Annotated in this window: 15 protein-coding genes; 14 read left to right on the top strand and 1 reads right to left on the bottom strand. The window is 72.1% G+C overall.

Annotation, left to right across the window (positions count from 1 at the left end):
• From priA to hisF, 3 genes are read left to right on the top strand one after another with little or no spacing between them, the layout of a single operon-like run.
• A complete protein-coding gene (priA, locus tag AB0959_RS24240) occupies positions 1-726 on the top strand; it encodes a bifunctional 1-(5-phosphoribosyl)-5-((5-phosphoribosylamino)methylideneamino)imidazole-4-carboxamide isomerase/phosphoribosylanthranilate isomerase PriA (protein ID WP_366828590.1) in 726 nt (241 codons plus the stop codon).
• Positions 723-1121: a RidA family protein gene (locus AB0959_RS24235; RefSeq protein WP_366828589.1), complete on the top strand. Its 399-nt coding sequence runs from the start codon at positions 723-725 to the stop codon at positions 1119-1121. Before priA ends, AB0959_RS24235 begins: the two co-directional genes overlap by 4 nt.
• Positions 1122-1133: 12 nt before the next feature.
• A complete protein-coding gene (hisF, locus tag AB0959_RS24230; protein WP_366828588.1) occupies positions 1134-1889 on the top strand; it encodes an imidazole glycerol phosphate synthase subunit HisF in 756 nt (251 codons plus the stop codon).
• Positions 1890-1986: 97 nt separating this feature from the next.
• Here the strand turns inward: hisF and AB0959_RS24225 are convergent, their stop codons facing one another.
• Positions 1987-2622, bottom strand: a complete 636-nt coding sequence (locus AB0959_RS24225) for a TIGR03085 family metal-binding protein (protein WP_366828587.1) — start codon at positions 2620-2622, stop codon at positions 1987-1989.
• Positions 2623-2764: 142 nt separating this feature from the next.
• Here AB0959_RS24225 and hisI point away from each other — a divergent pair, with 142 nt between their 5' ends.
• The 11 genes from hisI (at position 2765) to lgt (ending at position 12394) form a co-directional block, all read left to right on the top strand.
• Positions 2765-3184: a phosphoribosyl-AMP cyclohydrolase gene (gene hisI / locus AB0959_RS24220; RefSeq protein ID WP_366828586.1), complete on the top strand. Its 420-nt coding sequence runs from the start codon at positions 2765-2767 to the stop codon at positions 3182-3184.
• 11 nt (positions 3185-3195) lie between these two features.
• Complete coding sequence (locus AB0959_RS24215; protein ID WP_366828585.1) at positions 3196-4689, top strand: anthranilate synthase component I; 1494 nt, start codon at positions 3196-3198, stop codon at positions 4687-4689.
• A 36-nt stretch (positions 4690-4725) separates the two neighbouring features.
• The gene (locus AB0959_RS24210; protein ID WP_366828584.1) at positions 4726-5361 is read left to right on the top strand and encodes a TIGR02234 family membrane protein; all 636 of its coding nucleotides are present in this window, start codon (positions 4726-4728) and stop codon (positions 5359-5361) included.
• A gap of 114 nt (positions 5362-5475) precedes the next feature.
• Entirely contained in the window at positions 5476-5736 is a 261-nt protein-coding gene (locus tag AB0959_RS24205; RefSeq protein ID WP_366828583.1) for an HGxxPAAW family protein, read from the top strand.
• Between the two features lie 87 nt (positions 5737-5823).
• Positions 5824-6285, top strand: coding sequence for a DUF2752 domain-containing protein (locus AB0959_RS24200; RefSeq protein WP_366828582.1), 462 nt, complete (start codon positions 5824-5826; stop codon positions 6283-6285).
• A gap of 153 nt (positions 6286-6438) precedes the next feature.
• Positions 6439-7248 (top strand): indole-3-glycerol phosphate synthase TrpC, encoded by an 810-nt coding sequence (gene trpC / locus AB0959_RS24195; protein ID WP_366828581.1) that lies wholly within the window; start codon positions 6439-6441, stop codon positions 7246-7248.
• 7 nt (positions 7249-7255) lie between these two features.
• Positions 7256-7531, top strand: a complete 276-nt coding sequence (locus AB0959_RS24190) for a hypothetical protein (protein ID WP_366828580.1) — start codon at positions 7256-7258, stop codon at positions 7529-7531.
• 773 nt (positions 7532-8304) lie between these two features.
• Entirely contained in the window at positions 8305-9591 is a 1287-nt protein-coding gene (trpB, locus tag AB0959_RS24185; RefSeq protein WP_366828579.1) for a tryptophan synthase subunit beta, read from the top strand.
• Positions 9588-10403, top strand: coding sequence for a tryptophan synthase subunit alpha (trpA, locus tag AB0959_RS24180; protein ID WP_366828578.1), 816 nt, complete (start codon positions 9588-9590; stop codon positions 10401-10403). Before trpB ends, trpA begins: the two co-directional genes overlap by 4 nt.
• A 102-nt stretch (positions 10404-10505) precedes the next feature.
• Positions 10506-11279 carry a thioredoxin domain-containing protein gene (locus tag AB0959_RS24175; protein WP_366828576.1) on the top strand — a complete coding sequence of 258 codons (774 nt, stop codon included), beginning with the start codon at positions 10506-10508 and terminating at the stop codon, positions 11277-11279.
• Between the two features lie 95 nt (positions 11280-11374).
• Positions 11375-12394, top strand: a complete 1020-nt coding sequence (gene lgt / locus AB0959_RS24170; protein WP_366828575.1) for a prolipoprotein diacylglyceryl transferase — start codon at positions 11375-11377, stop codon at positions 12392-12394.
• Positions 12395-12528 lie beyond the last annotated feature (134 nt).

Genomic DNA, 12528 nt, shown 5'->3' with positions numbered 1-12528 from the left:
ATGGCCAAGCTCGAACTCCTCCCCGCCGTCGACGTCCGTGACGGCCAGGCCGTCCGCCTCGTGCACGGCGAGTCCGGCACGGAGACCTCGTACGGCTCCCCGCTGGAGGCCGCCCTCGCCTGGCAGCGGTCGGGCGCCGAGTGGCTGCACCTGGTCGACCTGGACGCCGCGTTCGGCACGGGCGACAACCGGGCGCTGATCGGCGAGGTCACCAAGGCGATGGACATCAAGGTGGAGCTGTCCGGCGGTATCCGCGACGACGACACGCTCGCCGCCGCCCTGGCCACCGGCTGCACCCGCGTCAACCTGGGCACCGCCGCCCTGGAGACCCCCGAGTGGGTCGCCAAGGTCATCGCCGAGCACGGCGACAGGATCGCGGTGGGCCTGGACGTCCGCGGCACCACGCTGCGCGGCCGCGGCTGGACCCGCGACGGCGGCGACCTGTACGAGACGCTGGAGCGCCTCAACAAGGAGGGCTGCGCCCGTTACGTCGTCACCGACATCGCCAAGGACGGCACCCTGCAGGGCCCGAACCTGGAGCTCCTGAAGAACGTGTGCGCGGCGACCGACCGCCCGGTGGTGGCGTCCGGTGGCGTGTCGTCCCTCGACGACCTGAGGGCCATCGCGGAGTTGGTGCCCCTCGGTGTCGAGGGCTCCATCGTCGGGAAGGCGCTCTACGCGAAGGCGTTCACCCTGGAAGAGGCCTTGGAGGCTGTTGCGTCATGACGTCCGAAGCCGTGCGGCGCGTGCAGAGCGGAAGTCCCTGGGAAGAGAGTTTCGGTTTCGCACGTGCCGTCGCGGCGGGCGACCGCGTACTGGTGGCGGGCACGACGGCCTTCAAGGGCAGCGTGCTGTACGGGGAGGGCGACCCCTACGAGCAGGCCAGAGTGGCCTTCGCCGGCGCGGTCGAGGCGATCGGCGAGTTCGGGCTCGGCGTCGAGTCCGTGATACGGACCAGGATGTACCTGACGCACCAGCGGGACATCGACGACGTGGGGCGCGCCCACAAGGAGCTCTTCGACGCGGTGCGCCCGGTGTCCACGCTGTTGGTGGTGGAGGGCTTCGTCGACCCGCGCATCCTGGTCGAAGTGGAACTAGAGGCATTCAGAGGACCTGAGTAAGGAGCCGGCTTCATGACCCTGGCGGTCCGAGTCATCCCCTGCCTGGACGTGGACAACGGCCGGGTCGTCAAGGGCGTCAACTTCCAGAACCTGCGTGACGCGGGCGACCCCGTCGAAATGGCCAAGGTGTACGACGCCGAAGGCGCCGACGAGCTGACGTTCCTGGACATCACCGCGTCCTCCGGCAACCGCGAGACCACCTACGACGTGGTGCGCCGCACCGCCGAGCAGGTCTTCATCCCGCTCACGGTGGGCGGCGGCGTGCGCACGGCCGAGGACGTCGACAAGCTGCTGCGCGCGGGCGCCGACAAGGTGGGCGTGAACACGGCCGCGATCGCCCGCCCGGAGCTGATCCGCGAGATCGCCGAGCGCTTCGGCCGACAGGTGCTGGTCCTGTCGGTCGACGCGCGCCGCACGGAGAGCGGGTCCTTCGAGGTCACCACCCACGGTGGCCGCAAGGGCACCGGCATCGACGCCATCGAGTGGGCCCACCGGGCCGCCGAGCTGGGCGCGGGCGAGATCCTGCTCAACTCGATGGACGCGGACGGCACCAAGGACGGCTACGACCTGGAGATGATCGCGGCGGTCCGAAAGCACGTGACGGTCCCCGTGATCGCCTCGGGCGGCGCGGGCAGGCTCACCGACTTCCCTCCGGCCGTGGCGGCGGGCGCGGACGCCGTGCTGGCGGCGTCGGTGTTCCACTTCGGCGACCTGCGGATCGGCGAGGTGAAGGAGACGCTGAGGGAGGCGGGGCACCCCGTGCGGTGACGCCCGCGCCCGGTGACGCCCACGCCACAAGCTGTGTCACCACAAGCTTTGTAAGCCCCGGTCACAGGGTGACCGGGGCTTACTCAGATCCCCGGCCTCAGATCCCCAGCTGCTTCGTCTCGTGCAGCTTGGTGATCGCGTCCTTCTCGCCGTCCAGCTCGACGTCGGCCACCTGCTGCCGCCCGTACAGGAACAGCAGCAGCTCGGACGGCTCGCCGGTCACCGTGACGACCGGCGTGCCCCGGTGGGCGACCGCCGTCTGGCCGTTCGGGCGGCGCAGCACGAGGCCGGTCGGGGCGCCCCGGCCCATCAGGCGGGCGGTGCGCTCCAGACGGGACCACAGGGCGTCCTGGAAGACCCCGTCCAGCTCGCGCGGCGTCCAGTCCGGCTGGGCGCGGCGCACGTCCTCGGTGTGGACGTAGAACTCGATCGTGTTCGAGGCCTCGTCGATCTGCTTCAGGGAGAAGGGCGAGAAACGCGGCGGGCCGGTGCGGATGAGCCGGATCAGCTCCCCGTACGGCTTGTCGGTGAACTCCGCCATCACCCGCTCCAGCCGTGGAGCGAGCTGCTTGACAAGGATGCCCCCGGCGGCGTCGGGGCGGCGCTCGCGCACCACCACGTGGGCGGCGAGGTCACGGGTGTTCCAGTCGTCGCAGAGGGTCGGGGCGTCCGGGCCCGAGGCCTCCAACAGATCGGCGAGGAGGAGTCGTTCACGCTTGGCATGGGTCGACATGCGGCAAGCCTACGGCCGGGTCGCGGGTCCGCCCAGCGGAGACCGGGCCGGTGCGTCGCCGTGTCCGGCGGCCGGCCCCGCATCCGGTCCGGCCTGTGGACAACCGCGGGGGGTGTCGGCGGCGCGCGGCACAATGGCATCCATGACCAGCACGCCGTCCTCCAGCGGGCCCAGCGGGCCCGGCAGCCTCGACCCCCAGGTCGCCGCGCGCCTCAGGCGCAGCGCCGACGGGCTCGTCCCCGCCATCGCCCAGCAGTACGACACCGGAGAGGTGCTCATGCTCGGCTGGATGGACGACGAGGCGCTGCACCGCACGCTCACCACGGGCCGCTGCACCTACTGGTCGCGCAGCCGCCGGGAGTACTGGGTGAAGGGTGACACCTCCGGCCACTTCCAGTACGTGAAGTCCGTCGCCCTCGACTGCGACGCCGACACCGTCCTGGTCAAGGTCGACCAGGTCGGCGCCGCCTGCCACACCGGCGCCCGCACCTGCTTCGACGCCGACGTGCTGGGGGCCGTCGAGGGCGGCGCCGGTTCCGACGTATCGTCACTGGATCAGTAAGGTCAGCCGCCATGGACCTCGAGACGTTCCGCAAGCTGGCCGCCGACCGCCGCGTCATCCCCGTCAGCCGCAAGCTCCTCGCCGACGGCGACACCCCGGTCGCGCTCTACCGCAAGCTCGCCGCCGAGCGCCCCGGCACGTTCCTGCTGGAGTCCGCGGAGAACGGCCGCTCATGGTCCCGGTACTCCTTCGTCGGCGTCCACAGCCACGCCACCCTCACCGCGCGCGACGGCCAGGCGCACTGGCAGGGCACCCCGCCCGTCGGCGTTCCCGTCGACGGCGACCCGCTCGCCGCTCTGCGCGCCACCATCGAGGCCCTGCACACGCCCCACGACCTCGCCGCGGGCCTGCCGCCCTTCACCGGCGGCATGGTCGGCTATCTCGGCTACGACATCGTGCGCCGCCTGGAGAAGATCGGCCCCGGTGAGCACGACGACCTGAAGCTCCCCGAGCTGACGATGCTGCTCACCAGCGACCTCGCCGTCCTCGACCACTGGGACGGCACGGTGCTGCTCATCGCCAACGCCATCAACCACAACGACCTGGACACGGGCGTCGACGAGGCCCACGCGGACGCGGTCGCCCGCCTCGACGCCATGCAGGCCGACCTCTCCCGCCCCGTCTCACAGCCCCCGGCCGAGCTCCCGCCCTCCGAGCTGCCCGAGTACACCGCGCGCTGGGGCGGCCCCGACTTCCAGGAGGCCGTCGAGGACGTCAAGGAGCGCATCCGGGCCGGCGAGGCCTTCCAGGTCGTCCCCTCCCAGCGCTTCGAAACCCCCTGCACGGCAAGCGCGCTGGACGTCTACCGGGTGCTGCGGGCGACCAACCCCTCCCCGTACATGTACCTGTTCCGCTTCGACGGCTTCGACGTCGTCGGCTCCTCCCCGGAGGCCCTGGTCAAGGTCGAGGACGGGCAGGCGATGGTGCACCCCATCGCGGGCACCCGGCCCCGCGGCGCCACCCCGCAGGAGGACCAGGCACTCGCCGACGAGCTGCTCGCCGACCCCAAGGAGCGCGCCGAGCACCTGATGCTCGTCGACCTCGGGCGCAACGACCTGGGCCGCGTGTGCGAACCCGGCTCGGTCGAGGTCGTCGACTTCATGTCCATCGAGCGGTACTCGCACGTGATGCACATCGTGTCGACCGTCACCGGGCGCGTCGCCGAGGGCCGTACGGCCTTCGACGTGCTGACGGCCTGCTTCCCGGCCGGCACGCTCTCCGGCGCTCCCAAGCCGCGCGCCATGCAGATCATCGACGAACTGGAACCGGCCCGCCGGGGGCTGTACGGCGGCTGCGTCGGCTACCTCGACTTCGCCGGCGACTCCGACACCGCCATCGCCATCCGCACGGCCCTCCTGCGCGACGGCACCGCCTACGTCCAGGCGGGCGCCGGCATCGTCGCCGACTCGGACCCGGTGGCCGAGGACACCGAGTGCCGCAACAAGGCGGCTGCGGTGCTGCGCGCGGTGCACACCGCGAACCGGCTCGGCCGGCCCCGGGCGTGAACCCCGCGTGACGGAGCGGGCGGGGGTCAGGCGATAGTGGAGTACGTGACCGCAACTCCTCACCCCCGTTCCGAACCCGCACGCGTCCGTGCCGGGCGACGCAGTCTCGCCGTCGCCCTGCTGAGCGGCGCGCTCGGCGCGGCCGTGGCGCTGCTCGCCTCCCGGCAGCGGTGGTCGGAGGCCACCGCCTCGGTCGCGGGCGGCGACTTCCCGCTGACCGCCAAGGGCAGCGAGGTCACCGGCGTGCCCGCGGCCCTCGCCATCGTGGGCCTCGCCGCGCTCGTCGCCGTGTTCGCCGTACGCAGGGCCGGGCGCGTCCTGGTCGCCGGGCTGCTCGCGCTCTCCGGCGCGGGCACCGTCGTCACGGCCGTGCTGGGCGCCTCCGACAGCTCCGCGCTCGACGAGAAGGCCGCGCAGGCCTCCGGTGACACCTCCGCCACCGTCGACGCGCTCAGCCACACCGCCTGGCCCTACGTCGCGGCCGCGGGCGGCGTGCTCATCCTGCTCGCCGGGCTGATGGCCCTGCGGTACGGGAAGCTGTGGCCCGCGATGTCCGGCCGCTACGAGCGCTACGGGACGCCCCGGCCGCGCACGGCGAAGCCCGTGGACCCGGACCGTCCCGAGGACCTGTGGAAGGCGCTCGACCGTGGCGAGGACCCGACCGGCGCGTAAGCTCCCGTGACGGTCAGGACGGACCCCCGCTCAGGGCGTTCGTGCGCGTACGGGACAATGGACGGCGAGCGTCCGACTCACACACGCATCGCTTACAGCAACGAGGAGCAAGTCATGGCGGGCAGCAGCCACGGTCACACCCCGGCCGCCTGGACCGGTGTCATCATCACCATCATCGGTTTCTGCGTCGCGGGTGCCTTCATGGTGATGGCCAACCCGCTGGGCTTCTGGGCCGGCATGGTGCTCACGTGCCTCGGCGGTGTCGTCGGCGCCGTCATGAGCTCGATGGGTCTGGGCCAGCCGAAGACGGCGCACCCGGCCCACCAGGTCGCGAAGCCCGAGGCGAAGCCCGAGCCGGTGACCGCCGAGAGCTGAGCCCGTACGGCTTCGGGAGGGGCGGACCCGGTGGCAGCGGCGCCGGATCCGCCCCTCCCGCGCGCCGGGCGGCCCGCACCGGGCAGAATGCGTGGTGTGAATGCCGAGACCCGCAGGGTGACACCGTCGACCGGCGCCCGCACGGGCGCGGGCTCCCTGCTGGGGCGGGTGGCGCTGCCCGCCGGGGTCCTCGGAGCCGTCGCCGGTGCCTTCGCGTACGTGGGGGCCGTGGACCCCAACCAGCCCGGGCACTACCCGGTCTGTCCGCTGCTGCGTCTCACCGGCCTGTACTGCCCGGGCTGCGGCGGTCTGCGCGCCGCCCACGCGTTCGTGCGCGGCGACCTCGGGGCGGCCCTCACCGACAACGCGCTGGCCGTGCTGATCTTTCTGGCGTTCGCGGTGGGCTGGGCCGTCTGGGTGGTCCGCGCGGTGCGCGGGCGGCCGACGCGGATCGAGCTGCCGCCGGTGGCGCTGTGGTCCCTGGGTGCGTTGGTCCTGGTGTTCACCGTTGTCCGGAACCTTCCCTTCGGTGGCTGGCTGCATCCTTGATCAAATGGTGAATGTCCAGGTAGTGGGACCGCCGTCAACCGGATGCGGGGCCTGCGCCCTCCTGCGGATACCATCGCAGTGACCCCGAACAGCTTGAACTGCTCGACCCGCATCAAGCGTCCACCGTCCACCGTCAGAAAGGGGGCCGCTCGCGTGAGTGTGCTCGACGAGATCATCGACGGAGTCCGTGCCGACCTCGCGGAGCGGCAGGCGCGCGTCAGCCTCGACGAGCTCAAGGAGCGCGTGGTGAAGGCTCCCGCGGCCAAGGACGGCGTGGCCGCGTTGCGCGGTGACGGCGTGAAGGTGATCTGCGAGGTCAAGCGCTCCAGCCCGTCCAAGGGCGCGCTGGCCGCGATCGCCGACCCGGCGGGTCTGGCCTCCGACTACGAGGCGGGCGGCGCGGCGGTCATCTCGGTCCTCACCGAGCAGCGCCGTTTCGGCGGCTCGCTGGCGGACCTCGAGGCGGTCCGGGCCCGTGTCGACATCCCCGTCCTGCGCAAGGACTTCGTCGTCACCTCGTACCAGCTGTGGGAGGCACGGGCGTACGGCGCCGACCTGGTCCTGCTGATCGTCGCGGCCCTCGACCAGCCCGCCCTGGAGTCCCTCGTCGAGCGTGCCGTGTCCATCGGGCTCACGCCGCTCGTCGAGGTGCACGACGAGGACGAGGTCGAGCGGGCGGTGGACGCGGGCGCGAAGGTGATCGGCATCAACGCGCGCAACCTGAAGACCCTGGAGGTCGACCGCTCCACGTTCGAGCGGGTCGCCCCCGAGATCCCCGACGACATCGTCAAGATCGCCGAGTCCGGTGTCCGTGGCCCGCACGACCTCATCGCGTACGCCAACGCCGGCGCCGACGCCGTGCTCGTGGGGGAGTCCCTCGTGACCGGCCGCGACCCGAAGACGGCGGTGTCGGACCTCGTGGCCGCGGGTGAGCACCCGGCGCTGCGCCACGGCAGGGGCTGACGCCACCATGACGGTCCGCCGCACACCGGCCCGACGACACCGGACGAGCGCCTGCTCGACCGGTGCGGTCGCCCTGGCCTGCGCGCGGCCCGTCGACCCCTACGCCCGCCTCGCCCGCGGCTGCAGGCCGCGCGGCTGCCGGGCGCCCGCGCGCCGTGTCCACGGCCGCCGGGTCCGCTACGTCATCGGTGACGAACCGGGCCAGGTCAACGGGATGCGATGGCCCGAGCACGTACGCGCGCTCACCCTGCGAGGCCGCTGCGCGGCTGACCGGCGTCACTGAGCACGGCTTCGACCCGAGGGCTCGGCCAGGTCCGGCCGGTTCTGGACCGTAGGTCCACGCCGTCGGCCTTCACCGCTGCGGCGGGCGTGGGCGGACGGCCGGAGTGAGGGCTGCGGTCCACGACCGCGACCGGACGGACTCCGGGCGCGAACCCGAGCCGGGTTCGCACCGAGGCGTGCGGCGTGTCCGTCGGCATGGACCCTGTCGTGCCCGAGGCAAGCTCTTGTCCGGTGCGGGGCTCGTGCCCTGTGGCGTAGGCCGTGTTCGAGGCGGGGCTCGTGCCTGCGGGCCGGGGATCTGAACGTGGCGGTGCTCGTGCCTGGCGGCGGGGGCCCTGTTCGAGGCGGGCTCTTGTCCGGGGCGGGGCCCTGTTCGAGGCGGGCTCTTGTCCGGGGCGGGGTCGTGGCCGAGGCGGGGCCCTGTCCGGGGCGGGGCCGTGGCCGAGGCGGGAGCCGTGCCTGAGACGGGAGTCGTGCCCGAGACGGGAGTCGTGCCCGAGGTGGGGCTCTTGTCCGACGGCGGGATCCTGTCCGAGGCGGGCAGCCGGGGGTCTGGGGGCGTAGCCCCCAGGGATGGGACGGGTAGGGGCGGCGGGGGCGAGGAAAACCCGGCGCACCCCGACTCGGTCCCCCCGCCCCCTCGCCCGAGCCCGGCCGTTGGCCCGAGCCCGGCGACCCTGACCAGGGGGAGGGCTCGACAGAGCGTGTGCGTACGTGGATACCGTGACCATGTCCGACCTGTAACCGGGGCAAAGGCCCCAGCGAGGTAACCGCATGTCCAGCGAGTTCTTCATCCCCGACCCGGAGGGTCAGGTTCCCAGCGCCGAGGGCTACTTCGGCGCGTACGGCGGCAAGTTCATCCCGGAGGCGCTCGTCGCCGCCGTGGACGAGGTCGCCGTGGAGTACGACAAGGCGAAGTCCGACCCCGAGTTCGCCCGCGAGCTCGACGACCTGCTCGTGCACTACACCGGGCGGCCGAGCGCGCTCACCGAGGTGCCGAGGTTCGCCGAGCACGCCGGAGGCGCCCGCGTCTTCCTGAAGCGGGAAGATCTCAACCACACCGGCTCCCACAAGATCAACAACGTGCTGGGCCAGGCGCTGCTCACCAAGCGCATGGGCAAGACCCGCGTCATCGCCGAGACCGGCGCAGGACAGCACGGCGTGGCGACGGCGACCGCGTGCGCGCTGTTCGGCCTGGAGTGCACCATCTACATGGGTGAGATCGACACCCAGCGCCAGGCCCTCAACGTCGCGCGCATGCGCATGCTCGGCGCCGAGGTCATCGCCGTGAAGTCCGGGAGCAGGACGCTCAAGGACGCCATCAACGAGGCCTTCCGGGACTGGGTCGCCAACGTCGACCACACCCACTACCTGTTCGGGACCGTCGCGGGCCCCCACCCGTTCCCCGCCATGGTGCGCGACTTCCACCGCGTCATCGGCGTCGAGGCGCGGCGTCAGCTGCTGGAGCGCGCCGGGCGTCTCCCCGACGCCGCCGTCGCCTGTGTGGGAGGCGGTTCCAACGCCATCGGGCTCTTCCACGCCTTCATCCCCGACACCTCCGTACGCCTCATCGGGTGCGAGCCCGCCGGGCACGGGGTCGAGAGCGGGGAGCACGCCGCGACCCTGACCGCGGGTGAGCCCGGGATCCTGCACGGGTCGCGGTCGTACGTCCTGCAGGACGAGGAGGGGCAGATCACCGAGCCGTACTCGATCTCGGCCGGTCTGGACTACCCCGGCATCGGGCCCGAGCACTCCTACCTCAAGGACAGCGGCCGCGGCGAGTACCGCGCGGTCACCGACGACGCGGCGATGCAGGCGTTGCGCCTGCTGTCGCGCACCGAGGGGATCATCCCGGCCATCGAGAGCGCCCACGCGCTCGCCGGCGCCCTGGAGGTCGGCAGGGAGCTGGGCAAGGACGGGCTGATCGTCGTCAACCTGTCCGGCCGCGGCGACAAGGACATGGACACGGCCGCCCGGTACTTCGGGCTGTACGACACCGACGCCACCGTGGCCGCGGACGCCGACGGCGACGTCGCCGAGATCGAGGGGGACGCCAAGTGAGCGGCAACGTCCAGCTGTTGCGCGACACCCTGGCGGCCGCCAGGGCCGAGGGGCGGTCCGCCCTCATCGCCTACCTCCCGGCCGGGTTCCCGACCGTCGACGGGGGGATCGCCGCGATCAAGGCGGCCTTCGACGGCGGCGCCGACGTGGTGGAGGTCGGGCTGCCGCACAGCGACCCGGTCCTCGACGGACCCGTCATCCAGACCGCCGACGACATCGCCCTGCGCGGTGGCGTCAAGATCGCCGACGTCATGCGCACGGTGCGCGAGGCGTACGAGGCGACCGGCAAGCCGGTGCTGGTGATGACGTACTGGAACCCCATCGACCGGTACGGCGTGGAGCGCTTCACCGCTGAGCTCGCGGAGGCCGGAGGGGCCGGGTGCATCCTGCCCGACCTCCCCGTACAGGAGTCGGCCCTGTGGAGGGAGCACGCCGAGAAACACGGGCTCGCCACGGTCTTCGTGGTCGCGCCCAGCAGCAAGGACGCCCGGCTCGCCGAGATCACCGCGGTGGGTTCCGGCTTCGTCTACGCGGCCTCGCTGATGGGCGTCACGGGGACGCGCGAGTCGGTCGGCGCGCAGGCCCAGGACCTGGTGGAGCGCACCCGGGCCACCCGCACCGACCTGCCCGTCTGCGTCGGGCTCGGGGTCTCCAACGCGGCGCAGGCCGCCGAGGTCGCCGGCTTCGCCGACGGCGTGATCGTCGGCTCGGCCTTCGTGAAGCGGATGCTGGACGCGCCGGACGAGGCGGCGGGCCTGGAGGCCGTGCGGACGCTGGCGGCTGAGCTCGCCCGCGGCGTGCGCGGCGAGTAGACGCGTAGGCGAGTGGGCGAGTAACGGACAATCCGCTCACTCGAACGAGTGGACCTGGGGCCGGGGAGGCGCTCGACGCCTCCCCGGTTCGTTCTGCCGGACGTGAGCGAGAAGAACCGTGAGGGAAAGCGCACCGCCCGGGAGAGGCTGGCGGCGGAGCGACAGAAGCAGAAGAGCGCGGACAAGCGCCGCCGCGCACTGGTCGTGGGCGCCTCGGTGGTGGGCGTCCTGGGCGTGGCGGCGGCGATCGGCGTCGTCGCCGCGAACGCAGGCAAGGACAAGGAGGGCGCCTCGGGCCCGGTCGTGGGGCCCTCGGGAGCACAGGGCAAGAACGGCCTCGTGATCCCCGTCGGCAAGGACGGCGCCAAGTCGACCCTCACGGTGTGGGAGGACTTCCGCTGCCCGGCGTGCAAGTCCTTCGAGGACGCCTACCGCTCCACGATCCACGAGCTCACGGACGCCGGAAAGCTCAAGGTCGAGTACCGCCTGGCGACGCTGATCGACGGGAACATGGGCGGCAGCGGCTCCAGGAACGCCGCCAACGCCGCCGCGTGCGCGCAGGACACGGGCAGGTTCCCCAAGTACCACGACGTGCTCTACCAGAACCAGCCTCCCGAGACCGAGGACGCCTTCGCCAAGGACGACAAGCTGGTCGAGCTGGCGCGGAAGGTCGACGGGCTGGACACGCCCGCCTTCCGCCGGTGCGTCCAGGACGGCACGCACAACGGCTGGGTCGTGAAGTCGAACGAGGCCTTCCAGAAGGGCCGCTTCGGAGGCACCCCGACCGTGCTCCTCGACGGCAGGAACATCTACCAGGACCGGTCGATGACCCCGGCGAAGCTCAAGCAGATGGTGGAGGCGAAGAGCGGCGGCTGAGGCCCGTCCGCCCCGGGTGACGGCAGTGGCGTTATGGAGCCGTAGCCGGGTGGGTTGTCGCAGTGCGTGTCCGGCAGGGTAGCGTCGACCTTGCCATGGACCTTGTTGAGCTTGCCTTCATTCCGAGCCCGTCGCGTGGGGTGCTGTACCTGGGCCCCGTGCCGCTGCGCGGCTATGCGTTCTGCATCATCATCGGCGTCTTCGTGGCCGTCTGGCTCGGCAACAAACGCTGGATCGCCCGTGGCGGGCGAGCCGGTACGGTGGCCGACATCGCGGTCTGGGCCGTGCCGTTCGGCCTCGTCGGCGGACGGCTGTACCACGTGATCACGGACTACGAGCTGTACTTCAGCGAGGGCCGTGACTGGGTGGACGCCTTCAAGGTGTGGGAGGGCGGTCTCGGTATCTGGGGCGCGATCGCGCTCGGAGCGGTGGGCGCGTGGATCGGCTGTCGCCGTCGCGGCATCCCGCTGCCCGCGTACGCCGACGCCGTCGCGCCAGGCATCGCGTTCGCGCAGGCGATCGGGCGGTGGGGCAACTGGTTCAACCAGGAGCTGTACGGGCGTCCCACGGACCTTCCCTGGGCCCTGAAGATCACGTCCTCGACGGACGGCCGGGTCCCGGGTACGTACCACCCGACCTTCCTCTACGAGTCCCTGTGGTGCATCGGCGTCGCGCTGCTGGTCATCTGGGCCGACCGGCGGTTCAAGCTGGGGCACGGGCGGGCGTTCGCGCTGTACGTCGCCGCGTACTGCGTGGGCCGCTTCTGGATCGAGTACATGCGCGTCGACGACGCCCACCACATCCTCGGTCTGCGGCTCAACAACTGGACCGCGATGTTCGTGTTCCTGCTCGCGGTGCTGTACATCGTCCTCTCGGCGCGGAAGCGGCCGGGCCGGGAGGAGATCGTGGAGCCGGGGGTCTCCGACGGTTCTGGCGATGACGGTGCCGGTGACTCGGTGGAGGACGAGAAGAAGGCGGACGCGGAGGACGAGGCGAAGTCTTCTGACGCGTCCGACGAGGAGCCCGCGAAAGCCGAGGCTGAGGAGACGACCAAGGCCAAGGCCGAGCCCGAGAAGGAGCCCGAGGCCGAGGCCGGCTCGGCGAAGAAGAGCTGATCTCGACGGTATGTTCGAGGGGGCGCGGCGTCTGTGGGCGCGGCGCCCTCTTCGTTTTTTCGCCCCCGCCTCCCCTACCCGTCCCATCCTGTCCCTGGGGGCTCCGCCCCCAGGCCCCCGGGGTGGGGGTGTCT

This window comes from Streptomyces sp. NPDC046862 (genome assembly GCF_040704615.1).
In the GTDB taxonomy this organism is placed as follows: Bacteria; Actinomycetota; Actinomycetes; order Streptomycetales; family Streptomycetaceae; genus Streptomyces.
The sequence above is the reverse complement of the archived record's forward strand: the minus strand, read 5'-3'. Positions and strand labels throughout refer to the sequence as shown.

Excerpts from the sequence above, each read along its gene's own strand:
- hisI (WP_366828586.1), top strand. The coding sequence starts at position 2,765 with ATGACCAGCACGCCGTCCTCCAGCGGGCCCAGCGGGCCCGGCAGCCTC.
- AB0959_RS24215 (WP_366828585.1), top strand. The coding sequence starts at position 3,196 with ATGGACCTCGAGACGTTCCGCAAGCTGGCCGCCGACCGCCGCGTCATC.
- AB0959_RS24225 (WP_366828587.1), bottom strand. The coding sequence starts at position 2,622 with ATGTCGACCCATGCCAAGCGTGAACGACTCCTCCTCGCCGATCTGTTG.
- AB0959_RS24205 (WP_366828583.1), top strand. The coding sequence starts at position 5,476 with ATGGCGGGCAGCAGCCACGGTCACACCCCGGCCGCCTGGACCGGTGTC.
- hisF (WP_366828588.1), top strand. The coding sequence starts at position 1,134 with ATGACCCTGGCGGTCCGAGTCATCCCCTGCCTGGACGTGGACAACGGC.
- priA (WP_366828590.1), top strand. The coding sequence starts at position 1 with ATGGCCAAGCTCGAACTCCTCCCCGCCGTCGACGTCCGTGACGGCCAG.
- AB0959_RS24190 (WP_366828580.1), top strand. The coding sequence starts at position 7,256 with ATGACGGTCCGCCGCACACCGGCCCGACGACACCGGACGAGCGCCTGC.
- AB0959_RS24235 (WP_366828589.1), top strand. The coding sequence starts at position 723 with ATGACGTCCGAAGCCGTGCGGCGCGTGCAGAGCGGAAGTCCCTGGGAA.
- trpB (WP_366828579.1), top strand. The coding sequence starts at position 8,305 with ATGTCCAGCGAGTTCTTCATCCCCGACCCGGAGGGTCAGGTTCCCAGC.
- AB0959_RS24200 (WP_366828582.1), top strand. The coding sequence starts at position 5,824 with ATGCGTGGTGTGAATGCCGAGACCCGCAGGGTGACACCGTCGACCGGC.
- lgt (WP_366828575.1), top strand. The coding sequence starts at position 11,375 with ATGGACCTTGTTGAGCTTGCCTTCATTCCGAGCCCGTCGCGTGGGGTG.